This is a genomic window from Paradesulfitobacterium aromaticivorans (assembly GCF_054657415.1).
Window position 1 is genome coordinate 2,018,480 of the sequence record NZ_BAAHYT010000010.1, and the last position, 22,819, is coordinate 2,041,298.

23 protein-coding genes are annotated in these 22,819 nt (G+C 50.0%); 19 read left to right on the forward strand and 4 right to left on the reverse strand.

What is annotated here, in order from left to right; all coding sequences use genetic code 11:
- Positions 1 to 6: 6 nt before the first annotated feature.
- Entirely contained in the window at positions 7 to 408 is a 402-nt protein-coding gene (locus ACYQ2N_RS15630; protein WP_460000206.1) for an ACT domain-containing protein, read from the forward strand.
- 70 nt (positions 409 to 478) lie between these two features.
- Here ACYQ2N_RS15630 and ACYQ2N_RS15635 read toward each other — a convergent pair whose 3' ends face one another.
- Together ACYQ2N_RS15635 and ACYQ2N_RS15640 are read right to left on the reverse strand one after the other, a co-directional pair.
- Entirely contained in the window at positions 479 to 1,681 is a 1,203-nt protein-coding gene (locus ACYQ2N_RS15635) for a solute carrier family 23 protein (protein WP_460000207.1), read from the reverse strand.
- Positions 1,682 to 1,973: 292 nt separating this feature from the next.
- Positions 1,974 to 2,636, reverse strand: coding sequence for a TerC family protein (locus ACYQ2N_RS15640; protein WP_460000209.1), 663 nt, complete (start codon positions 2,634 to 2,636; stop codon positions 1,974 to 1,976).
- 498 nt (positions 2,637 to 3,134) lie between these two features.
- Between ACYQ2N_RS15640 and ACYQ2N_RS15645 the strand changes: the two genes are divergently transcribed.
- From ACYQ2N_RS15645 to ACYQ2N_RS15725, 17 genes are all read left to right on the forward strand, one after another.
- On the forward strand, positions 3,135 to 4,847 hold the full coding sequence (locus ACYQ2N_RS15645) for an IS1634 family transposase (protein ID WP_459997420.1): 1,713 nt from the start codon (positions 3,135 to 3,137) through the stop codon (positions 4,845 to 4,847).
- A 300-nt stretch (positions 4,848 to 5,147) separates the two neighbouring features.
- Entirely contained in the window at positions 5,148 to 7,499 is a 2,352-nt protein-coding gene (gene priA / locus ACYQ2N_RS15650; RefSeq protein WP_460000211.1) for a replication restart helicase PriA, read from the forward strand.
- Between the two features lie 115 nt (positions 7,500 to 7,614).
- Positions 7,615 to 8,070, forward strand: a complete 456-nt coding sequence (def, locus tag ACYQ2N_RS15655; RefSeq protein WP_460000213.1) for a peptide deformylase — start codon at positions 7,615 to 7,617, stop codon at positions 8,068 to 8,070.
- Between the two features lie 53 nt (positions 8,071 to 8,123).
- A complete protein-coding gene (gene fmt, locus ACYQ2N_RS15660; protein WP_460000214.1) occupies positions 8,124 to 9,122 on the forward strand; it encodes a methionyl-tRNA formyltransferase in 999 nt (332 codons plus the stop codon).
- A gap of 23 nt (positions 9,123 to 9,145) precedes the next feature.
- Positions 9,146 to 9,847: a zinc metallopeptidase gene (locus ACYQ2N_RS15665; protein WP_460000216.1), complete on the forward strand. Its 702-nt coding sequence runs from the start codon at positions 9,146 to 9,148 to the stop codon at positions 9,845 to 9,847.
- On the forward strand, positions 9,840 to 11,201 hold the full coding sequence (gene rsmB / locus ACYQ2N_RS15670) for a 16S rRNA (cytosine(967)-C(5))-methyltransferase RsmB (protein ID WP_460000218.1): 1,362 nt from the start codon (positions 9,840 to 9,842) through the stop codon (positions 11,199 to 11,201). Before ACYQ2N_RS15665 ends, rsmB begins: the two co-directional genes overlap by 8 nt.
- 14 nt (positions 11,202 to 11,215) lie before the next feature.
- A complete protein-coding gene (gene rlmN, locus ACYQ2N_RS15675; protein ID WP_460000220.1) occupies positions 11,216 to 12,286 on the forward strand; it encodes a dual-specificity RNA methyltransferase RlmN in 1,071 nt (356 codons plus the stop codon).
- A gap of 3 nt (positions 12,287 to 12,289) precedes the next feature.
- The gene (locus tag ACYQ2N_RS15680) at positions 12,290 to 13,078 is read left to right on the forward strand and encodes an FhaA domain-containing protein (protein WP_460000221.1); all 789 of its coding nucleotides are present in this window, start codon (positions 12,290 to 12,292) and stop codon (positions 13,076 to 13,078) included.
- A gap of 10 nt (positions 13,079 to 13,088) precedes the next feature.
- The gene (locus ACYQ2N_RS15685; RefSeq protein ID WP_460000223.1) at positions 13,089 to 13,532 is read left to right on the forward strand and encodes an FHA domain-containing protein; all 444 of its coding nucleotides are present in this window, start codon (positions 13,089 to 13,091) and stop codon (positions 13,530 to 13,532) included.
- The gene (locus ACYQ2N_RS15690) at positions 13,519 to 14,238 is read left to right on the forward strand and encodes a Stp1/IreP family PP2C-type Ser/Thr phosphatase (protein WP_460000224.1); all 720 of its coding nucleotides are present in this window, start codon (positions 13,519 to 13,521) and stop codon (positions 14,236 to 14,238) included. Before ACYQ2N_RS15685 ends, ACYQ2N_RS15690 begins: the two co-directional genes overlap by 14 nt.
- A 4-nt stretch (positions 14,239 to 14,242) precedes the next feature.
- A complete protein-coding gene (locus ACYQ2N_RS15695) occupies positions 14,243 to 15,520 on the forward strand; it encodes an FtsW/RodA/SpoVE family cell cycle protein (RefSeq protein ID WP_460000226.1) in 1,278 nt (425 codons plus the stop codon).
- Complete coding sequence (locus ACYQ2N_RS15700; protein WP_460000228.1) at positions 15,517 to 16,923, forward strand: peptidoglycan D,D-transpeptidase FtsI family protein; 1,407 nt, start codon at positions 15,517 to 15,519, stop codon at positions 16,921 to 16,923. Before ACYQ2N_RS15695 ends, ACYQ2N_RS15700 begins: the two co-directional genes overlap by 4 nt.
- A gap of 5 nt (positions 16,924 to 16,928) precedes the next feature.
- Positions 16,929 to 18,836, forward strand: coding sequence for a Stk1 family PASTA domain-containing Ser/Thr kinase (pknB, locus tag ACYQ2N_RS15705; RefSeq protein WP_460000229.1), 1,908 nt, complete (start codon positions 16,929 to 16,931; stop codon positions 18,834 to 18,836).
- Positions 18,837 to 18,852: 16 nt separating this feature from the next.
- The gene (gene rsgA / locus ACYQ2N_RS15710; RefSeq protein ID WP_460000231.1) at positions 18,853 to 19,749 is read left to right on the forward strand and encodes a ribosome small subunit-dependent GTPase A; all 897 of its coding nucleotides are present in this window, start codon (positions 18,853 to 18,855) and stop codon (positions 19,747 to 19,749) included.
- A 1-nt stretch (position 19,750) separates the two neighbouring features.
- Positions 19,751 to 20,395 (forward strand): ribulose-phosphate 3-epimerase, encoded by a 645-nt coding sequence (gene rpe, locus ACYQ2N_RS15715; RefSeq protein WP_460000232.1) that lies wholly within the window; start codon positions 19,751 to 19,753, stop codon positions 20,393 to 20,395.
- Positions 20,396 to 20,563: 168 nt separating this feature from the next.
- The gene (locus ACYQ2N_RS15720) at positions 20,564 to 21,205 is read left to right on the forward strand and encodes a thiamine diphosphokinase (RefSeq protein ID WP_460000233.1); all 642 of its coding nucleotides are present in this window, start codon (positions 20,564 to 20,566) and stop codon (positions 21,203 to 21,205) included.
- Positions 21,206 to 21,234: 29 nt separating this feature from the next.
- A complete protein-coding gene (locus ACYQ2N_RS15725; protein WP_460000235.1) occupies positions 21,235 to 21,387 on the forward strand; it encodes an Hsp33 family molecular chaperone HslO in 153 nt (50 codons plus the stop codon).
- 8 nt (positions 21,388 to 21,395) lie between these two features.
- Here ACYQ2N_RS15725 and ACYQ2N_RS15730 read toward each other — a convergent pair whose 3' ends face one another.
- Together ACYQ2N_RS15730 and rpmB are read right to left on the reverse strand one after the other, a co-directional pair.
- Complete coding sequence (locus ACYQ2N_RS15730) at positions 21,396 to 21,749, reverse strand: response regulator (RefSeq protein ID WP_460000236.1); 354 nt, start codon at positions 21,747 to 21,749, stop codon at positions 21,396 to 21,398.
- 161 nt (positions 21,750 to 21,910) lie between these two features.
- On the reverse strand, positions 21,911 to 22,102 hold the full coding sequence (rpmB, locus tag ACYQ2N_RS15735; protein WP_460000237.1) for a 50S ribosomal protein L28: 192 nt from the start codon (positions 22,100 to 22,102) through the stop codon (positions 21,911 to 21,913).
- Positions 22,103 to 22,379: 277 nt separating this feature from the next.
- On the opposite strand from rpmB, the gene ACYQ2N_RS15740 reads away from it, so the two are divergent.
- Positions 22,380 to 22,739: an Asp23/Gls24 family envelope stress response protein gene (locus ACYQ2N_RS15740; RefSeq protein WP_460000239.1), complete on the forward strand. Its 360-nt coding sequence runs from the start codon at positions 22,380 to 22,382 to the stop codon at positions 22,737 to 22,739.
- Positions 22,740 to 22,819 lie beyond the last annotated feature (80 nt).

Here is a 22,819-nt window from a genome sequence, read left to right on the forward strand (position 1 = left end):
ACTAAGTTGCTGCAACTATCTATCTTTCTGGAAAACTCTCAGGGTCGGTTGGCTCAGGTCTTAAGCCTACTCGCGGAATTAAATGTTAACATTAGGGCTCTCTCTTTGGCAGATACCAAGGACTACGGTGTTTTGCGCATCGTGGTGGACGAGCCTGAAGCAGTAGCGGCTAAGTTAAGAGACCGGGAATGTGTCGTCTCAATCACACCTGTATGGGTGCTGAAAGTGCCTGACCGCGCGGGCGGCCTGGCAGAAGTCTTGAATCAACTGGTGGTACACGGGGTTACTGTTGAATATATGTACGCTTTCGTTGAAAAGGCCGGGGAAGCGGCGCAGGTGGTCATAAGAGTGCAGGATGAGAACGTGATGCGCGGGGCTATGGGGAAGTTAAATTACTCCCAAGGGTAATAACCTTATCCAAGAAATTTTAGAAGGGCCAACCTAGATTTAGGCTGGCCCTTGTTTTTAAGGAGTCTTCTTAATTCTCTTCCGGATCGCGGAGAACCAGGTTAAGCAGAATGCCTACAGCGGTAGCCCAGGCTACCCCGTGGTCTGAAACGCCGATGCCAAGGGCGAAGATAACGGAAGCGATAATCAGGTTTTTCGTGCGGGAAAAATCCACTTTAGCTTCGATCAGGGTACGCAAGCCTGCGGCACCGATCATACCAAAGAGGAGGATGGTAACTCCGCCCATAACAGCCTGCGGAATGGACATGACCAAAGCTTGGAGCGGATTAAACATGCTTAGGATTATGGCGATAATGGCAGCGACCCAGATGTTGCGTGTACTGTAAACGCGGGTGACAGCTAAGACGCCGATGTTTTCGCCGTAGGTTGTTACCGGAGGACCACCTAAGAAGCTCGCGACGCCAGTAGCCAGACCGTTACCTAGGAGCACTCTGTGAAAGCCGGGATTCTCGATGGGGTCAGAGTGCGTAATATTACCAAGGACGATCATATGGCCTAAGTCTTCGATAATTGTGACCATGGCTAACGGAGCCATCATGAAAATTGCTTCTTTATTCAAGCTAGGCAAGTGATAGGTGGAGAAGTTGACAGGGAAAGCAACCAGGTGTTGCATGGACGCAACGACTCCGCTGAAATCTACAATCCCCTTAAAAGCAGCTGCAATGTAACCGAGTATGATAGCTGCCAAGATGGGGATGATCTTAAGAAATCCTTTAGCATAGACAGACAGAAGCATTGCCACAGCCAGGGTGAAAATAGCTATATACCAGTCGTTGGCAGCCATGCCTGCTGCCACTGGGGTAAGGCTTAAACCGATGATGGCCACAACCGGGCCGGCTACTACCGGTGGGACGATTTTATGAATCCAGGCCGTGCCAAAGACTGACATAAGAAGGTACACTATAACATAGATAAGTCCTACTGCTAAGGCTCCACTCATCGCGGAAGCCAGGTCATTGGATTCTTTGACGAAGTAAGTTAAGGATGCGATATAAGCGAAAGACGAACCTAGGTAAGCAGGCACCCGGCTTTTGGTGAGGAGTAGGAAGATGATCGTGCCGATGCCTGAGGAAAGGAGAGCGATCGCCGGGCTTAAACCGGTTAGAAATGGAACCAGCACTGTTGCCCCAAACATGGCAAAAACGTGTTGCAAACCGAGCGGAATCGTTTGGGCAAGGGGGAGTTTTTCGTGAATCTGAACTTCTGTAGCCATGGAAAAACCTCCTTTTTCTTAAACAAAAAACCTCTTCCTTGCCCGCGAGCAAGAAAGAGGCACCCATGCCAAAAACATCATGGTCCACCATTCCCTTCTTAGCCTCACGGGACTAACTTAAAGGTAAAAGAGTTTTGCTTCGTTCAGAGCATACCATAAAAGCGTAAGTTTTGACAAGAAATTTTTTCGATCAAATAATTTTTCTGAAAGATTTTCTTTAGTCAGTGTTTATTTAAGATAAAGTAAACGCAAATGCTAAAGGTGAACTTTCCGGATGATCCAAGATATAAAGTTATCGGTGGGATCGATTTGCATCTGCTTTCTTTTTTAGTTTCCCCGCAACAATTACACCGACAACGATTAAGATGGTTAGGAGCCATTTTAAGTCGTTGTTCTCTTCAAAGAAAGTCTTAAGAAACGGCTCGTCAGTGATCATTTTCCCGGCTGTATAAGCAATGACTGCCGAACCAAGGTAGATAATAACCGGGAACTTGTCGATAACTTTAATGACCAAGGTGCTTCCCCAGACCACGATCGGAACACTAATCAATAAACCAAGGATAACCATTAAGAAACTACCGTGGGCCGCTCCTGCCACTGCTAATACATTATCAAGCCCCATCACTGCATCTGCAATAATAATCGTGCGAATAGCTGCCCACATCGTTGCGCCTGACTGAACGTCATGTTTTTTCTCTTCAACTAAGAGCTTATACGCCATCCAAATTAGGACTAAGCCCCCAGCTAAAAGTAACCCGGGAATTCTTAAGAGCCAGACGACTACCAAGGTTGCGGCAGCTCTAATCACAACTGCCCCGACTGTGCCCCAGGCAATCACAGCTTTTTGATTTTTCGGTGGCAAATTTCTGGCCGCCAGACCAATAACAATGGCGTTATCTCCGGCCAGGACCAGATCGATGATAATAATTGAGAACAAAGCAGACAAGAATTCCAATTAAACCACTCCTCTTCAAATTAATTACCTAGCTAATCTAAACGACCTCATAAATACATAATGTAGGTTAAATATAATTTCTCATTTTTTAATGAAAAAAATCACTACTGTTAAATCGAATGCCCCGTAGTATATAAAAAGACCTTTACCATTAATGGTAAAGGTCTTGCAACAACATGTTCGTTGCCTACAAAGCCGAGGGCAAACCCTGAGCTGACGACTTTGTAGTAAAGCTACTCCCCTTGAACATTTTATTTTGATAATACAGCATGAATGGTGTTGAGTCAATAAGCAGTGCAAGCTAGATTCGACAAACGTCGAAAGTCGGGAAGTACCAGTCCCCTCCTCGGGTCTTTGACACTTGCATTAAAAGAGAAATCCCTACAAGCCTTGAAAACAGGGCTTTTTTTATTGATAATCTGTCAAATTTGTCCTGGATAGTAGTGCGTAATGTTGCGTAATGTGGTATAATGTAAGGGATTGGAGGGATCCCTTATCATGAGGCTGAGCGTATCAAAGTCCAAAAATGCCATCTCGCTTTATGTCATACAATCTGTTTATGAGAACGGTAGGCGTTCTACTAAAGTTGTTGAGAAGTTAGGTACGATTGCCGAGTTACAAAAGAAACTAAATGGGCATGACCCCATTGAATGGGCCAAGTCATACATCGAGGAGCTTAATAAAAAAGAAAAAGAGCAGTCGCGTGAAATCATAGTCAAATATTCACCTTCTAAAGTAATTTCTAAAGACCATCAGCACCTGTTTAACGGCGGTTATCTTTTTCTGCAGCAGGTCTATCATGAACTTAATCTCCATAAGGTTTCTGCTGAGATATCAAAAAGACATAAGTTTTCCTTTGATCTGAATGCTATTTTGTCACGGCTCCTATACGGACGGATCCTTTTCCCTTCCTCCAAGCTCTCTACATATCTGCATTCCTCAAGGTTCATTGAGCAACCCGGTTTTGAACTACAGCATGTTTATAGGGCGCTTGAGGTCATTTCTAAGGAAATGGATTTTATACAGTCTTCTCTTTACCACAACAGTCTTAGGATCTCTAAAAGAAATACAAGCATCCTCTATTATGACTGCACTAATTATTTCTTTGAGATCGAACAGGAGGACGGCCTTAAACAGTATGGTGCCTCAAAAGAACACCGGCCTAACCCCATCATTCAAATGGGTCTGTTCATGGATGGGGACGGCATTCCCCTTGCTTTTAGCTTAAATAGTGGCAATACTAATGAGCAAGTAACACTTAAACCTCTGGAAGAAAAAATTCTTACCGATTTTAAACTTTCTAAATTTGTTGTTTGCACGGACGCCGGCCTGGCTTCCGTGAGGAATAGAAAATTTAACGACGAGGGCCAGCGAGCATTTATCACAACCCAATCGATTAAAAAACTGAAAAAACATTTAAGGGAATGGGCACTCGATCCAGAGGGTTGGCATCTTACGGATCATGATAAAACTTACGATATCACTAAACTTGATGAAGAAAGCTGCTGGGACAAATACTTTTACAAAGAACGCTGGATTAAAGAAGGTGATCTGGAACAAAAGCTCATTGTCACTTATTCCGTTAAGTACAAAAATTACCAACGTCAAATTCGCAACTCGCAAATCGAACGCGCTCAAAAGGTAATCGATACTAATCCCACCAAAATCTCAAAGAATAATCAGAATGACTATAAACGCTTCATCAAGAAAACCAGTTGCACATCTGACGGCGAAGTAGCAAGCAATGAAATTTATGCACTAAACACCGAATCTATTTCTGCCGAAGAGGTCTATGATGGATTTTATGCCGTTTGCACGAACCTTGAAGGCTGTGCGCAGGAGATTATCCGGATTAATCAACAGCGCTGGGAGATTGAAGAATGCTTCCGGATTATGAAAAGCGAATTCAGAGCGCGACCCGTATATTTGAGTCGCGAAGATAGAATTAAGGCCCATTTTACTACCTGCTTCATTTCGCTTATTATCTACCGATTACTGGAAAAGAAACTGAATAGTAAATTTACCTGCAGTGAGATCATTAACGGGCTAAGGGACATGAATTTCTACAAGGTCAAGGATGAGGGATATATACCCGTTTATACGAGAACCGATTTTACCGATGCCTTACATGGAACTTTTGGCTTCAGAACTGACTACGAGATAATAAAAAATAAACAGATGAAAAATATTTTTCGTGCGACAAAAGGATAGAAAATATTACTCACTTTTTTAAATCGCAAAAAAGCTTGGAAGTGCCGTGGGTACAACGTTTCCAAGCTTTTTGTAATCTTTAACTGTCAAAGATGAGATAATACAGCATGAATGGTGTTGAGTCAATAAGCAGTGCAAGCTAGATTCGACAAACGTCGAAAGTCGGGAAGTACCAGTCCCCTCCTCTTTTTGGGAGTAAAAGGAAGAAGCATGTAGGCGGTAAGTTCGTTTCCGGCGGGGAAATATGCTAAAATAGATATAAGTGAGGAGTCTTTAGTAAGTAAGGGAGGCGTCTGAGTTTTGCGCTATGCCCAAGTGTTCGTTGATGTAGCAAATCGGCGCTTGGATCAAATATATACATACATCATACCCGCGCACCTGGAGATAAACCCGGGGGCTAGGGTTTTAGTCCCTTTGCAAAAGCGCGTGGTTCAGGGAATAGTGGTAAAGATCACTGCAGAATTGCCGTCAGACTTACCGCCTGAACTTGAATCTTCCAAGCTGCGTCCGGTGGCGGCTGTGCTTGAGGGTCAGCCGGTGCCACCTGACCTCATTGAGCTGGCTCTCTGGCTGGCTGAGACTACAATCTGCCCTGTTGCCCAAAGCTTACATACGGTCTGGCCTGTGCTCAAAGGGAAGGCAGAGGAATGGGTGATTCCTTTAATAACTGCCGCTGATCCGGATTTGCAAGCAATGGAGATTTTTGATCTGGAATTGTACCAGGCTATGACAGTACTGCTCAGGGCCCGGCGCAAAGCCTTGCCTCTTTCTCTTTTATCTAAGCGCACAGGGATTGACCGCGCCCGGTTTGCCGACATGCTCAGGAGGGGTTGGGTAAAAACAGAATTTCGGTTTACATCGAACTGGAGACCTGGGCCCACACGGGAATTCGAGACGGAGCAGGGGAAAACTTTTGTCGCTAACGTTAGTAATGCGGATATATTATTTTCAGGTTCAGATGCAGAAGACCGGTTTGGGACAAGGGATTCTTCTGGCTCAGGGGCAAAAGGTGCTTTCACGTTAACTGACGAACAACAGGAAGCCTTAAAAAAAATAACTGCCGGGCTCGCTACCGGTTCTTTTCAAACTCTCCTGTTGCATGGGGTTACAGGGAGCGGAAAAACGGAAGTGTACCGGGCTGCGATCGCGCAAGTGCTAAGAGAAGGCGGGGATGCTATTCTTTTAGTGCCGGAGATTTCTCTGACTTCCCAGATCGCGGATTATTTCATTAAGGAATTCCCATCTGAGCTTATCATCCTGCACTCCGGACTCAACGCAGGGGCAAAGGCCAAAGCCTGGGAAGAAATCCTGGCTGGGACAAAGCGTCTGGTCATCGGCGCGCGCTCGGCGGTATTTGCCCCGCTGGCAAACTTGCGTCTGATTATCCTGGATGAGGAGCATGACGGCGCATATAAGCAAGGAGAGAATCCTAAATATCATGCGCGTGAGGTCGCGCGCAAGAGGATGGAGCGAAAAGGTGGCGTGGTAGTGCTTGGCAGCGCTACTCCGTCCCTGGAAGCATATGCAGCCGCCCGCAGCGGTAAAATCCAGCTCGTGACCATGCTGGCGCGGGTAGGGCAAAGGCCATTGCCTCCGGTCAAGGTCATTGATATGAGGGAGGAGTTGGCCCAAGGAAACAGGAGTATTTTCTCTCTCTATCTGCAAAGCGCTTTGCGGCAGAGACTTGAGCGCGGGGAACAGGCGATGCTCTTTCTCAACCGCCGCGGCTACTCCACGTTCGTAGTCTGCCGGGAGTGCGGGCATGTGGCCCGCTGCCCTTCGTGTGACGTAGCTTTGACTTATCACAGCCAGGGGCAGATGATGCGCTGCCATTACTGCAACCACGAAGAAGGTGTCCCCCACCGCTGTCCCCAGTGTGGCAGCCGCTACATCCGCTTTTTCGGGCAGGGCACCCAGCGAGTGGAGGAGGAATTAGCAGCCATTTTGCCTGAAGCCCCAGTCTTAAGGATGGATTATGACAGTACGCGGACACCAGAGTCTTATCGCGTAATCCTGGAACGTTTTCGGCGGCAGGAAGCATCTATTCTAGTTGGAACCCAGATGATTGCGAAAGGGCTGGATTTTCCCAATGTGACGCTGGTGGGTGTCATAACTGCGGATCAGACATTGAATATGCCGGATTTCCGGTCGCGGGAAAGAACGTTTCAGCTCCTTACCCAAGTGGCAGGGAGGGCAGGCCGTGCGCATAAGGAAGGTGAAGTAGTGATCCAGACCTATGCCCCAACCGACCTGGCGATCGTGCGGGCCTCAAGCCATGATTTTACCTCTTTTTTCTGGGAAGAGATTAATTACCGCCGCGAGCGGGGGTATCCTCCATTTACCCATGTCATTCGGGTGCTGCTGCAGCATGAGAAAGAAGAGAGAGTTGTGCGGGCGGCCCATGAACTTGCCTTAAGCCTGCAGAGGGGAATGGGTGACACGCCTGCCGGGAATAATGGATTGGATATCCTGGGACCGGCGCCGGCCGTCTTGCCCAAGCTTAAGAATGAGTACCGTTGGCAGGTTTCTGTTAAAGGGAAGGACCGGGACAGTTTGCGTGCTTTTCTCCATCGCGGGGTGCAAGACTATACGCAGAACCCTGCCAGTAGCGGAATCGCTCTAAATATTGAGGTTGACCCTCTTTCAGGGTAAGGTAGTGTATATAAGGTTAAAGTGTATATAAGGTTAATATGTGTAAAGATATTAAACATAGAGGTTATTTTTGGCCTAAACTTAGATCTATAAAGCAAGAGGAGGGAACGGAACTTTGGCGGTATATAAAATTGTAGAAATAGGCACACCGGTTTTGCGTGAGAAGGCGCTTGAAGTAAAAGAGGTAACTCCCAATATTAAAAAGTTACTCGACAATATGCGCGACACCATGTACGCTGCTGACGGAGTAGGCTTGGCTGCGCCGCAAATTGGAGTGTCAAAACGAGTAATCGTGGTCGACGCGGGAGACGGTCCGCTAGAGCTGATCAACCCGGTTATCTTGGAAAAGCAGGGGGAAGAGACTGATGCTGAAGGGTGTTTAAGCATTCCGGGCGTAACCGGGGATGTCACCAGGGCAGCCCAGGTGCGGGTGCAAGGGTTAAATCGCGAGGGAATAATGACCGAGATAAAAGGAGAAGGACTCCTGGCCCGGGTGCTGCAGCACGAAATCGACCATCTTGAAGGTGTCTTATTCGTGGATGTTGCGTCCAAGACTTATAAGAGTCGATAAGATTGGGTTGGATTGAACAGAATAAGGTATTTGGGGTTCATAGGGGGAATTCAATGAGAGTGGTTTTTATGGGAACGCCGGATTTCGCCGTTCCTTCTTTGCAAGCACTCCTCGAAGGTGGGCATGAGGTGGCGGCGGTATTCACCCAGCCGGATAGGCCTGCCGGACGGGGCAAACAGTTAAAACTAAGTCCGGTCAAAGTCTTTGCCTTAGAGGCCGGGATTAAGGTACGTCAGCCATACAAGATTAAAGATCCTATAGCTGTGGCCAAACTAAAGGAGCTTAATCCGGACTGCATTGTGGTTGTCGCTTACGGCCAGATTCTTTCCCGCGCGATCTTGGACATACCCCGGTTTGGCTGCATCAACGTCCATGCCTCTTTGCTCCCGCACTACCGGGGAGCAGCACCGATTCACTGGGCGGTCATGAACGGGGATTCTGTGACCGGGGTTACAACGATGCTGATGGATGAAGGGCTGGACACCGGGGACATACTATTGCAAAGAGAATACGCAATTGAGCCGGATGAGACGACCGGGGAAGTGCACGATGCCTTAGCCGAGATGGGCGGCAGGCTTTTGCTGATGACGTTGGATGCTTTGGCTGGACGTGCTGTTACTCCGCGTCCTCAGGGCGATGATTCTAACTATGCTGCCCTGCTGACGCGGGAACACGAACAGATCGTCTGGGAGCGTTCCGCCTGGGAAGTCCATAACCAAATCCGCGGTCTAAATCCTTGGCCCGGAGCATATACAAATTTTCAAGGAGAAGGGCTAAAAATCTGGCACAGCAGGGTAATCCCTCAGAACTACGACACAAAAATCCAAGTTCAGGCAACACCGGTATCCGAGGCTGGCTCGCTGACTGAGGCTCAACCGGAAGAAGCTGCTCAACCTGGACAAATTATTGGTATAGAGCCGGACGGGATTTTGGTACAGACTGGGCACGGAATTCTCAAACTCCTCGAAGTCCAGCCTGCCGGCAAGCGCCCCATGTCCGCGCGCGATTTCTTCAACGGCAGACGCGCCAGCATCGGAGAGGTCTTTAGATAGTTTTTTAAGAACGGAGGATGCTAATGTTCGGTTATCCTTTCTTTGATTCTACAATGGTACTTTTGATTCCGGCAATTTTACTGTCTATCTACGCCCAGATGAAAATTTCTTCCGCTTATAGGCGTTATTCAGAGGTGCCCTCCCGCTCCGGCCTGACCGGGTCACAGGCAGCCCGTGCCATCCTGCACGAGAATGGGCTTTATGATGTTCAAGTAGAACCCATTGGCGGCCGCCTTTCTGACCATTATGACCCACGCACCCGGGTCGTGCGCCTGAGTGAAGATGTCTACCACGGCAACTCTCTGGCTTCAATCGCAGTTGCGGCTCATGAGACAGGGCATGCCCTGCAGCATGCCACCGGGTATTTTCCGCTCCAACTGCGGTCTTCGTTCGTGCCTGTGGCCAATTTCGGCAGCAGTCTGGGCCCGATTTTGATTTTAGTTGGCTTATTTATGCCGTCTTTCGATTTTCTGTTACAATTAGGGATTTATGCTTTTGCGCTGGCGGTCGTTTTCCAAATTATTACTTTACCCGTTGAATATAATGCCAGCGGTCGCGCCCTGGCTCTCCTTCAGGACGGAAGTATGCTGGCCGGGGATGAAGTGCGGGGGGCGCGCAAAGTGCTTAATGCTGCTGCGCTTACCTATGTAGCGGCAGCTTTAGCGGCAGTGCTGCAATTGGCCCGCTTTATCTTAATTACCCAGGGCCGGAGCCGGGATGAATAATCCTTCACCACGGCAGGCTGCTGCCGGGATTCTGACCCAGGTGGAAGCAGAGAAAGCATACGCTAACCTGTTATTGCAAAACAGGCTGGCTCATTATCCTGAGGCTCGTGACCGTCAGTTTATCACCATGCTGGTTAACGGCGTGCTCAAGCACCGTCTGACCTTAGACTTCGCCCTGCGCTTACATCTCTCCAAGCCTCTCTCCAGCCTGCCCCATCAAGTTCGTTCAATATTAAGGATCGGTGCCTGGCAGGTTCTCTTCATGGAGAAAACACCCACGGCGGTGGCCGTAAATGAAGCGGTCGAGCTGACCAAGGGCAGCCAGCACAAGTTCTCCGCTTTAGTGAACAGCGTTCTGCGGCAGGTCAGTGCCCGGGGCTGGGATTTGCCGTGGCCTGACCCTAAGAGGGAGCCTGTGCGCTATCTGTCTGTGCGCTATTCCCATCCGGAATGGCTGGTGCGCCGCTGGTGGAAGCGCTGGGGCTTTGACGAGACCCAAGCGCTGTGCCAGGCCGATAACGAGCCGGCGCCGACGTGGATCCGCACGAATACCTTAAAGGTTTCCCGGCTGGAACTCGAGCAACGCCTGGAAGAAGAAGGGGTTAAGACTGAATTAGGGGCGCGTGTGCCTGAAAGCTTGATTATCCGGGAATTTGGAGCGGTGGAAAAACTGCAGAGCTTCCAGGAAGGGTTGTTTACGGTCCAGGATGAGAGTTCGCAGTTAGTGGCTCATGTCCTCTCCCCTGTGCCTGGGGAGCACGTGCTTGATGCCTGCAGCGCTCCCGGCGGGAAAACTACTCACTTGGCACAGCTGATGGATAACAAAGGATTAATTCTGGCGTTTGACGTCCATTCCCATAAACTTAACTTAATCGAAGGCCTGGCCGACCGGCTGGGTGTCAGTATTATCGAGCCGCATCTGGGGGATGCGCGCGCCCTGCCGGGGGTGAAACCTCTGAGTCAGGAGCGGGTGTTAGTAGATGCCCCTTGTTCCGGTCTGGGCGTGATCAGACGCAAAGCGGATTTACGCTGGCAGAAGGAAGATCAGGATTTGCAGGAGCTGCCGGTTCTACAACTGGCCATCCTGGAAAAAGCAGCAGAGTGTGTGGCCCTCGGTGGAGAACTCCTCTATTCCACCTGCACGGTGGAGCCGGAGGAAAACTTCGAAGTGGCCAAATCTTTTCGCCAGGCTCATCCAGAGTTCGAGCCGGTGGATTTAAGAGAGGGTCTCCCTTTTATCCTCACAGAAGAGCAAGACGCCCGCCAGGCAGCCAAGGGGATGCTCCAACTGCTGCCACACCGCCATGGAATGGACGGGTTTTTCTTAGCTAAATTCCGGCGCACGCAAGTTTAGCACGCGCGAATTAGGTGAATACTATGAAAAGATTGGAATTACGCGCCCTCGCAGAGGAAGAGTTAACTGAAGTTTCCATCGGCCTCGGACTGAAAAGGTTCCGGGCCGGCCAGCTATTCCAGTGGGTTCAGGGAAAAGCAGTGCAAACCTGGGACGAGATGAAAAACATCCCTGCTCAGGAGCGTTTGCAGCTTGCGGAAAGTTTAGACTTTCACCCTTTGGAACGAGTGCGGGAGCAACGGTCTCAGGACGGCACGCGCAAATATTTATTCCGCCTGCATGATGGGGAAACGATCGAGTGTGTCCTTATGGATTATGAACGGAGGCATGCCCGCGATCGGCGCACGGTCTGTGTCTCAACTCAGGTAGGGTGTGCGGTGGGCTGCGCTTTTTGCGCCACCGGCCTCGGAGGGTTCAGGCGCAACTTGTCGGTCGGGGAAATCGTAGGTCAGGTGCTCGACATTGTCTGTCACCTGCGCCGGGAAGACCCGGAATTTAACATCACCAATGTCGTCTTTATGGGTATGGGAGAACCCCTGCTCAACTACGACAACCTCTTACAAGCTATCGCCCTCTTAAATCATCCCAAAGGGCAAAATATCGGGATGCGTCGCATGACCATCTCGACCAGCGGGGTCGCCCCCAAAATTCGGGACTTGGCTCGCGCTAACCCGCAAGTAGGGTTGGCGGTGTCTCTCCATGCGGCCAGTGATGAGCTTCGGGATGCCTTAGTGCCGATGAACCGCCGCTACCCGCTTAAGGAGCTCTTGGGAGCCTGCCGTGAGTATTCAGAACTTACCAACCGCCGTATTACCTTTGAGGTCGCGTTGACCGAAGACACGGCTACGCGGGCACATGCGGAAAAATTGGCCGCTCTGCTTAAAGGACAGCTGGGGCACGTTAATTTAATTCCGGTGAATCCGGTGGCGGAAGCGGGAATGAAGCGCCCTCTGCAGTCGGAGTTAAAGACTTTTGCCGAATTGTTGGAAGGAAACGGAATTACCGTAACCGTGCGTGAGGAAAGGGGTACGGATATTGACGCAGCTTGTGGTCAACTTCGTCGACAGTGGGAGGGTGAATCATAGCTTATGAGTCTGTTGGCACGGTTTGAAGAGGTTGCCGAGCGCTTGTTCACCGGTCCGTTCAAAAAGAATATCAGTCGGCTTCAGCCTGTGGAAATAGCCAAGGAATTGGTAAAAGCCATGTTTAAACATAAGCAAGTCAGCGTCTCACGGGTGTATGTGCCCAATGTTTACCGCGTCTTTCTTCATTCGGGAGACTGGGGGCCTTTAGCCAGCTTCGGAGATGCTTTCCTAATTGAACTCTCGAAATATGTTTATAAAGAGGGGGAGCGCTCAGGGTTCACCTTTCTGACTAAGCCGGCGATTGAACTCCATGCTGATGATACAGTGAAAGCGCGGGAAATGTTTATTGAAGTCGATTTTGACGATTCTGTCGACATGAAGTGGGATGATGATGCGGACGAGGCCGCAGATGAATCGAATTGGCCGGAAAGGACGAATGTTTTGAAGAATCCGGTCAAGACAAACTTTCAGCTTGCAGAGGACAGCGGCAGGAATTCAGACTACTTTCTCGAAATTATTGAAGGATCGGATGCAGGAAAGATTTTCCCGCTGGCTCGGGGTACGCTCTACATAGGCAGGCATGCCCAGTGCGAACTGATGTTGTCTGACCCGGAGGTGTCCCGCCGCCATGTGACGCTTACCCAGGGGGAACAGGGGTGGATGCTTGACGATCTCGGGAGCACAAATGGCACTTGGGTCAACAGCCAAAGGATTACCCTGGAAGCGGTGGCACCGGGGGACCGCATCCAGATCGGACAGACAGTCATGATGATTAAGCGCAGAACTGCTTGAAGGTGGTTTTATGCAAATTATTTCAGTAATCGGGCGGCTTGTATTTGTTGCCCTAATTTATCTTTTTCTTTTTAGAGTGTTGACGGCGCTGCTGGCAGACCTCCAGGTCAAAGGCTTTTTTAGCCGCCCGGAGCGGGAGTTTGGCCGCCTTGAAGTACTTACCGGCGCGGAGAACTTGCCGCGGGGGAAAACTTTTCGCGTTGACAGCAAAGGGATCCGCATCGGACGCGGGAAAAACAATGACATCGTAATTCCCGACCATTTTGCTTCAATCGATCATGCCTATTTTCGCCAGTACAAAGGGAAGAGTTTCGTCGAAGATTTGGGCAGCACCAATGGAACTTGGGTGAACGGGGAGCGCATTAATTCTCCGGTGCAGCTCGTTGTAGGAGACTATGTGAAAATTGGAAGTATTACTTTCCAATATTCGAGGTGGCAACATGAGAATTCTTAGTTTCAGCGAAACAGGGTATGTGCGCAAAAATAATGAAGATGCCTACCTAGCCTTGTCAGAATACGGTCTCTATGCAGTTGCGGACGGCATGGGTGGGCATTTGGCCGGGGAGGTGGCCGCACGCACCGCTCTTAAAGAACTGGAACGCATGGTTCCTGAACTTGCCGATCTTGGTGAAGAAGAGGTGGAACCATGGATCAAGGCAGCTCTGATCCGGGCCAATGAGGTGGTGTATGAATCCTCCAGCCGTTTGCCGGAGACTGAAGGGATGGGTACCACTTTAACCGTGCTTTTTGTGCGCGGTTCCTTCGCTGTTATCGCTCATGTGGGGGATAGCAGGGCGTATCTGTGGCGGAGTGAGGAACTTAAGCGCCTTACTGATGATCACTCCCTGGTAGGGGAACTGGTACGACTGGGGCAGATTTCTGCCGAAGAAGCGGAAAAACATCCGCGCCGCCATGTCCTGATTCGGGCGATCGGAGCGGCCGAAGATATTCAGGTCGACTGCCTCAGCCTGGAAGCAAAGCCTAATGATGTCTTTCTTCTATGCACTGATGGTTTTTCCAGTGTCTTAGCTGAAGAGGAAATCGGGCAGGAGTTTGTAGAAGATAGTTCGTGGGAGGAACACTTGGAGAATTTGAGGCAATTAGTATTGGAGCGGGGAGCGCCGGATAATTTTACGGCTCTCTGCTGCATCGTGGAGTGATTTTATGTATCGATTGACACTCCGGATAATTATCCTGGCCATTCTCTGGGTTGGCCTCGGAATTCTCAAACTCGAGGGTAAAGTCAACCCCGACATTCTGTGGCAGGCGGGAATTTTTTCGTTTTTGCTGGTGGTCGGCAGTTTACTCGAGTACCTGCTGCACTACCGCGGGGATCCTTTTATTCTCCCCGCTGTTGAAGGCATTCTCGCGCTCGGGCTCGTGTTCCTAGTGAGAATCAGTCCGGAAACAGCCTTGCGCCAATTTCTATGGGCTAATTTAGGCTTGTTCGTCTTTTATGGAATGGTCTGGGTTTTGCGCGATTACCGGCGCCTGAGCCATCTTACCTATTTGTGGGGATTGGCGGCTGTCGGGCTCCTGCTCCTTACTCTTCTACTCGGGGTGACCAAAGGCGGCGCTACCAGTTGGCTTCAAATAGGAGGTCTAACCGTCGAACCGGAGGAATTAGTAAAGGTTGTTGCCCTCCTCTTCCTCGCTTCGTATCTGGGAGAGCACAAGGAACTTCTCAGTATCGGCACGGTCCAGGTGGGGCGCTTTTCTGTGCCTGACATCCGGACATTAGGACCGTTCGTGGTCATGGCCGGAATCTCCTTGGGGCTTTTGGCTGCGCAGAAGAGTCTGGGCACGGCTTTGGTCTTTTATACCCTCTTTGCCTTGCTCATTTACGTTGTGACTGAGAGACCCCTGTATCTGGGACTTTCTCTCCCTATTCTTGTGCTTACAGGCTCTTTAGGATACTTTTTGTTTGGGCATGTGCAACGCCGGGTTGCTGTCTGGCTTGACCCCTGGCAGGACGTATCCGGTAACGGGTTCCAGATTGCTCAGTCGTTGTTTGCGATTGGTGGGGGTCAGGTTTTGGGTACGGGTTTAGGAAATGGCATCGGGGCGTTTACAGTGCCCTCTGTCAGTACGGATTTTATTTTTGCCGTGATCGCCGAAGAACTGGGGTTTGCCGGGGCGATGGCTCTCTTGAGTCTGTTCTTGGTGGTAGTCATGCGTGCCTTTGTGATCAGTCTCGGTGCCAGGGACCAATTTGGACAGATTCTGGCTGCTGGAATTGGAATTTTGATTGCCACAGAGACCCTGATTATTCTCTTGGGGGTAACCAAGCTCTTGCCTTTGACCGGAATTCCGCTCCCTTGGGTCAGTTATGGCGGGAGTTCACTTTTAACTCATTTTCTGCTTCTAGGGCTATTGGCCAACATTTCTGAGACAGCGGCCGTCGGCGCACCGCGCTCTCCGAGGAGGGAGTATGCTGCATGATGAGAGGTTTGCGCCAAGTGGCCTTGGGATTTGCCTTGAGCTTCATCTTGCTCAGCTTAGGTCTGGTTTACTGGCAGGTAGTTAAGTCGGATGCCCTCTTGCATAATCCTGCTAACCGCCGTTTGGTAATGATGGAAGGCAGGGTGCAAAGGGGAGGAATTTTCGATAGAAATGGCGAAGTATTAGCGCAAACTAAAAAGAATAACGGAAAATCTGAGCGCATTTACCCCAAGGGGGAGACTTTTGAACCTTTGCTCGGGTATGCAACGGTCACCCACGGGTCAACTGGCCTTGAAGCGGGCCTGGCAGACTGGCTTTTGGGCATCAAGAGCGCAACACCCACGCAGGAATTGCAGCATACGTTTGACCTCCCCCGTGCGGGAGATGATGTGGTTCTTACCCTGGATTCCCGTCTGCAGCAAACTGCCTATGAAGGACTTAAGGGCAAGGTCGGGGCCGCGGTGGCCCTCGACCCGCGCACGGGGGCGGTGCTGGCTCTGGTAAGCCAGCCGAGTTTCAACCCCAATAAGTTAGAAGAAGATTGGAGTGCAATCTCCAAGAGCAAAAACGGCCCCCTGCTTAACCATGCTTTTGCCCTATTTCCGCCGGGGTCGGCTATGAAAGTTGTGACCTCGGCAGCTCTCCTGCGCTCTAGTCTGAATGTTACAGATCTTTATAATTGCACCGGTTCCACGGTCATCAACGGTCAGGTTATCCGGGAACAGAACGACCGGGCGCATGGCTGGGTTAACTTCAACATGGCCTTGGCTGATTCCTGCAACACCTATTTTGCTACATATGGTGTGCAAGCCGGGGAAGAAAAATTTCTGGCGGCTGCCAAGGGATTCGGCTTCGGGCAGCAGATCCCGTTTGAACTGTATATTCCGCCCAGCCAGATAACGAACGCAGCAAGCGTGCCGAAACGGCTTGACCGCAACGTGCTGGCTGCCAGTACGTTTGGTCAGGGTGAGGTTTTGGTAAGCCCGTTTCACATGGCCTTAATTACCTCAGGGATAGCCAACGGAGGAGTAATCATGGCTCCACACCTAGTGGAGAGGGTCTTGGACAGCGAGCAGAACATCTTGTATAAAAATCAGGCGCGCCCGTGGCTGACCGCCTTGTCCCGCGAGGAAGCGGACAAAGTTACAAGCGCGATGATTACCGCTGTTAATGACGGTACGGCCGTTCCCGGGGCTCTGCCCAATGTGCAGGTAGCGGCTAAGACCGGGTCAGCGGAACCGGGCGGGGATGTTTCCACTCATGCCTGGTACATTGCTTTTGCTCCGGCGGACAAGCCCCGCATCGCTGTGGCGGTGTTAGTGGAACATGGGGGCACCGGAGGAGGAGCAGCAGCTCCAATAGCCCAGGCTATGATCGCGCAAGCATTATCAGAAGGCAGGTGATAGAGGTGAGTAAAGTATTTGGCGGCCGTTACGAAGTTCTGGAACAAATCGGCACCGGTGGCATGGCAGTGGTCTATAAAGCGAAGGACGTGCTGCTTAACCGGATTGTCACGATCAAAGTTTTACGTGAGCAATTCGGGAGTGACGAGGAATTCCTGCGCCGTTTCCGGCGTGAAGCCCAGTCTGCAGCCAGCCTGTCCCATTCTAATATCGTTTCAATTTATGATGTTGGCAAAGATGGGGATATTGAGTATATCGTGATGGAATATATTGAGGGGCGCAATCTGAAAGAAATCATCCGCAATTATGCTCCTCTGTCCCCAGAGCAGGCAATTCTCATTGCCAAACAAATAGGGGAAGCAATTCACCATGCTCATGAGCATCACATCATTCATCGTGATATTAAGCCCCAGAATATTCTGGTTACAGCGGAAGGCAAAGTTAAGGTAACGGATTTCGGGATTGCCCGGGCAGTATCGTCGGCCACGGTTACGCATACCGGAAATATCGTGGGTTCAGTTCATTATTTATCTCCGGAACAGGCCAAAGGGGTTCAGACTAATGAGCAATCTGACATTTACTCTTTGGGTATTATTCTCTATGAACTGGTAACGGGTAAAGTCCCATATGACGGTGAGACTCCGATCGCTATCGCCTTAAAGCACCTACAGGAGGAAGCTGTTCCTCCGAGTAAACTTAATCCGCGCATCGGGCAAGAACTTGAAAATGTAATTATGCGGGCAGTGGCCAAATCTCCTGACACCCGTTATCCTACAGCAAGGGAACTGCTCAAGGATCTCGATCGGGTCCAAGCCGGATTACCGGTAGAGTGGTCTAAGCCCAAAGAGATTTATGATATTGGTGCCACGATCGTGCACAAATCTTTAAGCAAGGAAATTGCGGAAGCTTCCAAAGCTGACACACCGCGCCCGAAGAAAAAATGGAATAAGCGCTGGATTTGGGCAGTTGTGCTGGGGGCTGTGCTCATCCTCTTGGGCGGCACAGGACTGTGGGCCCGCAACTATGTGGTGGGGGCGAGTACGACGGTGCCTCCTCTGGAAGGCTTGAACGTGCCCGATGCAGGCAAGGCCCTGCAAGCTGCTAAGCTCGTGCTAGCTCCTAATCCTGCCGAAGAGTTTAATGATAAGATGGAAAAAGGTAAGGTTATTCGGCAGATTCCGGCTTCAGGCTCAAGTCTGAAAGAGGGCAAGGAAGTAACGGTCGTTGTGAGCAAGGGCCCGGACATGGCAGTGTTCCCCGACCTTATTAACCCGCCTGTATCTAAAGACAACGCACTCACTAACCTGCAAAATTTTGGCTTTACGGCTGAGCCGACGATTGAAACCCGTCCAGGCCTGGATATTCCTGAGGGGATGGTGGTGGAACAGGATCCTGCGCCTAAAACACCGTGGGCGAAAAGCGGGCCAATTCACCTGGTCGTTAGCGGAGGTCCGCTCTTGCAGACGATTAGCATGCCCAATGTCGTGGGCGTGGGTGCCGCTGAGGCGCGCAAGATTTTGCAGGATAACAAGCTCAACGACGTAGTGGTTAACAGCGAGCCGTCCAACACGTATCCGCGTGATGTGGTGATCAGCACTACGCCTAAGGCTAATGAATCCGTACAGCAGGGAAGCCAGGTGACAATGGTGATTTCGGGAGGCCCGGGTCCAATGGCGCGCGAGCTTGATCAGAGGATGCTCCTCGCAAATCTGCTGCATGCAGTGCCCAATGACGGCAAGACGCATAACGTAGCCATCAAGATTAATGATTCCCGGGGCCAAGTCGAAGTCTGGCAAGGAAGCTACCAAGTCGGGATGACCGAGGGAGTTCCTGATGGAGTACGCTACTATCCGCCGGCAGTTATGCAAATACTAGTAGACGGAACGATCGAATATGAAGACAAAGTGAGTTAATTTGGGATGGGTAAACATGATTGAGGGAATCTTGCTCAAAGGGTATGGTGGGTTTTATTATGTGTACGCGGAAGGCCGGGTATGGGAGTGTTCCCTGCGCGGTCGCTTTCGTATTCGGGATCAGGAATTCTTTCCAGGCGACCGGGTAATAATTCTACCTGCAACAGATACTAAAGCAGCAAAGGATAATAAAGCTGTGATTGAAAAAGTAAAGGAACGGTGCAACTCACTCGTGCGCCCGTCTATTGCCAATGTCGACCAAGCTTTCCTAGTCTTTGCCTTGACTTCGCCTGAGCCGGATCTCAATCTTCTCGACCGTCTCTTAATCCAGGTTGCGGAGGCCGGAGTAAGTCCGGTCATTGTATTTACCAAGCTTGATCTATGGGAAAAGGGTGCAGCAACTCAAGAAGACATTGTTGAGGTATACAAGAAAATAGGGTATACGGTTCATGCCGTTTCAAACAAATTAAAGCGCGGAATTCCTGAGGTTATCACGGAATTAGCAGGAAAGATCACCGTGCTCGCCGGTCCGTCCGGTGTGGGCAAGTCGAGCTTGCTTAATGCGTTCGCGCCTGGACTATCTCTGAAAACGGGGGAAGTGAGCCGTAAATTAGCACGCGGGCGCCATACTACCAGGCATGTGGAGCTGATGCTGGCGGGCGGAGGCTTAGTTGCCGATACGCCGGGCTTTTCCGTGCTTAATCTTCCTTCCATGAAGAGGGAGGAACTTACGCACTTTTTCCCGGAATTCGGACCTTTTCTGGGGCGATGCCGCTTTAAGAGCTGCCTGCACAACCAAGAACCGGACTGTGCGGTCAAAGAGGCCTTGGCCCAGGGAGAAATCCCTGCTTCACGTTATGAACATTATCAGGTTTTTTTACAGGAAGTAATCGCTGCCGAGAGGAGATACTAACTTGATTGCACCTTCGATATTGTCCGCTGATTTTGCCCGCCTGGGCGAGCAGGTGCGCCTCATTGAGGACGCAGGGGCGCAAGTTCTGCATATTGATGTGATGGATGGGCATTTTGTTCCTAACTTGACTTTCGGTCCGGCTTTAGTTAAGGCATTGCGCCCGCATTCTCGCATGCGTTTTGACGTGCACCTTATGATTGAGGAGCCGGAGCGCTATGTCAGCGAATTTGCGGCAGCGGGAGCTGACCATTTGACAGTGCACTGGGAAGCGACCCATCATGCTCACCGTCTAATTCAGCAGATTAAAGGCCTGGGGGTTACAGCCGGGCTTGCGCTGAATCCCGCCACGCCAGCGGACATGCTAACTCATGTCTTAGAGAATCTTGACATGGTATTGCTTATGAGTGTGAACCCTGGCTTTGGGGGACAGGAATTTATCAAGGCAGTCCTGCCCAAGATAGAAGCTGTGCGCCTCCAACTGGAGGTGCAGAACCCATCGTGCCAGATTGAAGTTGATGGTGGGATCCATAGCGGCACCGCTCCCGCTGTCATCAGAGCGGGAGCGGACATTCTGGTTGCGGGGGCGGCCGTCTTTGGTGCCCCTGATCCGGCGCAGGCTTACCGCGAGTTAGAGAGACTCAGTTAATCTACTAGGAGTCAGGAGTCAGGAGCCAGAATAAGAGAACCGGGGTAAACATTTGAGGACTCACTGGTATGGCAGAAGACGTAATTGTTCGTGACTACTGACTACTGAATTCTGAATTCTGGACAGGAGAGTAAATCTATCGAATCAGGATTTGAGGAGAGAGGCTTTGTGAAAATTGCGGTGATAGCCGGCGGGGAGTGGGATGCCGCTTGGGGTAAGGGGCAACTGCAAGAGGTTGATTTTCTCGTGTGTGCCGACAGCGGCGGGGATGCGGCTTTGGCAGCCGGGCGTCTGCCTGATTTGCTTATTGGGGACCTGGACTCTATCTCTGAAGCAGGCCTGAGTGAGATCCGACGCTCCGGAGTTAAGATAGAACAATATCCCCAGGCGAAAGATGAGACGGATTTGGAATTGGCTCTCAAGGACGCCATAACGAAAGCCCGAGCGGCCGGGGAGAAAGATATTCTCCTGTACGGAGCCAGTGGAGGACGCATTGACCATTTTTTGGGTAATGTGGCCTTAATGCTTAAGGCCGCCTTCCAAGGCTTGCGCCTCATACTCAAGGACCCGCAGCATGAGGTCTGGGTCTTGCATGGAAAACAGCGCATTCAGGGAGCGGTAGGACAGGAAATTTCCCTGATTGCCTTAACTGAAAAAGCAATTGTTCGTACAGAGGGATTAGCCTACCCTTTGAATGCCGAGTTACTATGGCAGTATTCCCCAAGGGGCATAAGCAATGTTTTTCTCGGCGAAGAAGCCACTGTGGAAGTCAGTGAAGGATATGTGCTTGTCGTGCAATTAGTTGCCTAATACCACACCGGTTGCCGCTCTTTTATCAAGTGCTGGAACGCCGTCCGGCCACGTTTTTGTGCAACTGTTCCAAGCCGCGTCTCGGTCAAACCTTGGTGTTGCTGGGAGAAAAAGAAATAGCAGAACTGATCGCATCTGCCATTTTTGTAATGAACACTATCAGTTTTCAGAAGAGGAACTGAAGGACTTATTACTTAAGTAAGCTTGAAACTTGCTCGATTAACGTCTCGATTTTTATGGGTTTGCTTAAGATGTTTTTGACTCCAAGAGCCTCATAGTGTGGGATGTACTGAGATTCTAGGTAGCCGGAGATTACAAGCACGGGGATTTTCTGCATCTCAGGCACCTGTTCGAGGATGGAGTAACCGTGCATGTCTGGGAGGCGGTGATCAAGGATGAGAAGATCAGGATCAAAACTTGCGATCTCTTGAACAGCTGTGGACCCGCTGGCGTATTCGTGAATTTCAGCCTTCATGGGTTCGAGAGCATTTTTGTACAGTTCACGAATCGCCGGAAAATCTTCTACTATGGCAATTTTCCTCATTGCTACACCTCCCACTAATCTTAATTATAGATAATTCGAGTTTCTTTAACAAGATTCCTGCAGAGGATATAGACAAAGAATGTCGCAATATCTAAAAGTTGGTCGTTAATTGGTGAAAAAGAAAAAAAGCCCGGCTAATACCGAGCTTTTCGTTCTGCTAATTAAACAGCGCGCTGAACTTTGCCTGACCGCAAGCATCTGGTGCAAACTCTGATCCGGGTGGGAGTACCGTTCACCAGGGCGCGCACTCTTTGCAAGTTAGGTTGCCAAGTCCGCTTTGTCCTAATATGGGAGTGGCTGACTTGCATCCCGGTGGAAACTCCTTTGCCGCATACAGCACAAATATTAGCCATACTCTACGCCTCCTTTGCACCCGAAATGACACTTATGTATTTTATCAAAAGATCCTGACCTTGGCAAGGTTTTGTCATTTATTTTTTGTCCATAATTTTTCTTGTTTTTACGTCCTCGAATATCAGGAATATTTTTGAACAGGCTTAATGGCTTCTTAACGGTGATTCTCTTTATAAAAACATAAAATCTTAAGATTTTCGTGGTTTTTTCTTTGAATAATACCAATTTACTTGATAGAATGTGGATGGACAATCGCAAGCGGGGAGGTTCCGTGGAATGGGCAAGGAAATCAATAACAATTTGGGGAAAATAGATATTTCCGAGGAAGTAATCGCCACGATTGCAGGGGCTGCTGCAATTGAATGTTATGGCTTGGTGGGGATGGCTTCTCAAAAGAAAATTACAGACGGGGTTGCTGATTTATTAGGACGGGAAAACCTGGCCAAAGGAGTTCAGGTTTCTATCCAGGAGGATGTAGTCGTCATTGACCTTTATATTATTGTCGGGTATGGAGTAAGAATTTCTGAAGTTGCGAGCAATGTGATGGAACGGGTGCGCTATACCACCGAGAACTTTACGGGTCTAAAGGTCAGCCAGGTTAATGTCAACGTGCAGGGAGTGCGTATCCTGGACTAGGACATATTCGAAACAAGAGTAGGAGGATTAGTTTGATACCAGGTACGGACTCGGGTAACAGCATAAACGGACAACAATGG

Excerpts from the sequence above, each read along its gene's own strand:
- ACYQ2N_RS15665 (WP_460000216.1), top strand. The coding sequence starts at position 9,146 with ATGTTCGGTTATCCTTTCTTTGATTCTACAATGGTACTTTTGATTCCG.
- ACYQ2N_RS15690 (WP_460000224.1), top strand. The coding sequence starts at position 13,519 with ATGAGAATTCTTAGTTTCAGCGAAACAGGGTATGTGCGCAAAAATAAT.
- ACYQ2N_RS15635 (WP_460000207.1), bottom strand. The coding sequence starts at position 1,681 with ATGGCTACAGAAGTTCAGATTCACGAAAAACTCCCCCTTGCCCAAACG.
- ACYQ2N_RS15645 (WP_459997420.1), top strand. The coding sequence starts at position 3,135 with ATGAGGCTGAGCGTATCAAAGTCCAAAAATGCCATCTCGCTTTATGTC.
- ACYQ2N_RS15740 (WP_460000239.1), top strand. The coding sequence starts at position 22,380 with ATGGGCAAGGAAATCAATAACAATTTGGGGAAAATAGATATTTCCGAG.
- rsmB (WP_460000218.1), top strand. The coding sequence starts at position 9,840 with ATGAATAATCCTTCACCACGGCAGGCTGCTGCCGGGATTCTGACCCAG.
- ACYQ2N_RS15685 (WP_460000223.1), top strand. The coding sequence starts at position 13,089 with ATGCAAATTATTTCAGTAATCGGGCGGCTTGTATTTGTTGCCCTAATT.
- ACYQ2N_RS15730 (WP_460000236.1), bottom strand. The coding sequence starts at position 21,749 with ATGAGGAAAATTGCCATAGTAGAAGATTTTCCGGCGATTCGTGAACTG.
- rpmB (WP_460000237.1), bottom strand. The coding sequence starts at position 22,102 with ATGGCTAATATTTGTGCTGTATGCGGCAAAGGAGTTTCCACCGGGATG.
- ACYQ2N_RS15695 (WP_460000226.1), top strand. The coding sequence starts at position 14,243 with ATGTATCGATTGACACTCCGGATAATTATCCTGGCCATTCTCTGGGTT.
- fmt (WP_460000214.1), top strand. The coding sequence starts at position 8,124 with ATGAGAGTGGTTTTTATGGGAACGCCGGATTTCGCCGTTCCTTCTTTG.
- ACYQ2N_RS15680 (WP_460000221.1), top strand. The coding sequence starts at position 12,290 with ATGAGTCTGTTGGCACGGTTTGAAGAGGTTGCCGAGCGCTTGTTCACC.
- ACYQ2N_RS15700 (WP_460000228.1), top strand. The coding sequence starts at position 15,517 with ATGATGAGAGGTTTGCGCCAAGTGGCCTTGGGATTTGCCTTGAGCTTC.
- rsgA (WP_460000231.1), top strand. The coding sequence starts at position 18,853 with ATGATTGAGGGAATCTTGCTCAAAGGGTATGGTGGGTTTTATTATGTG.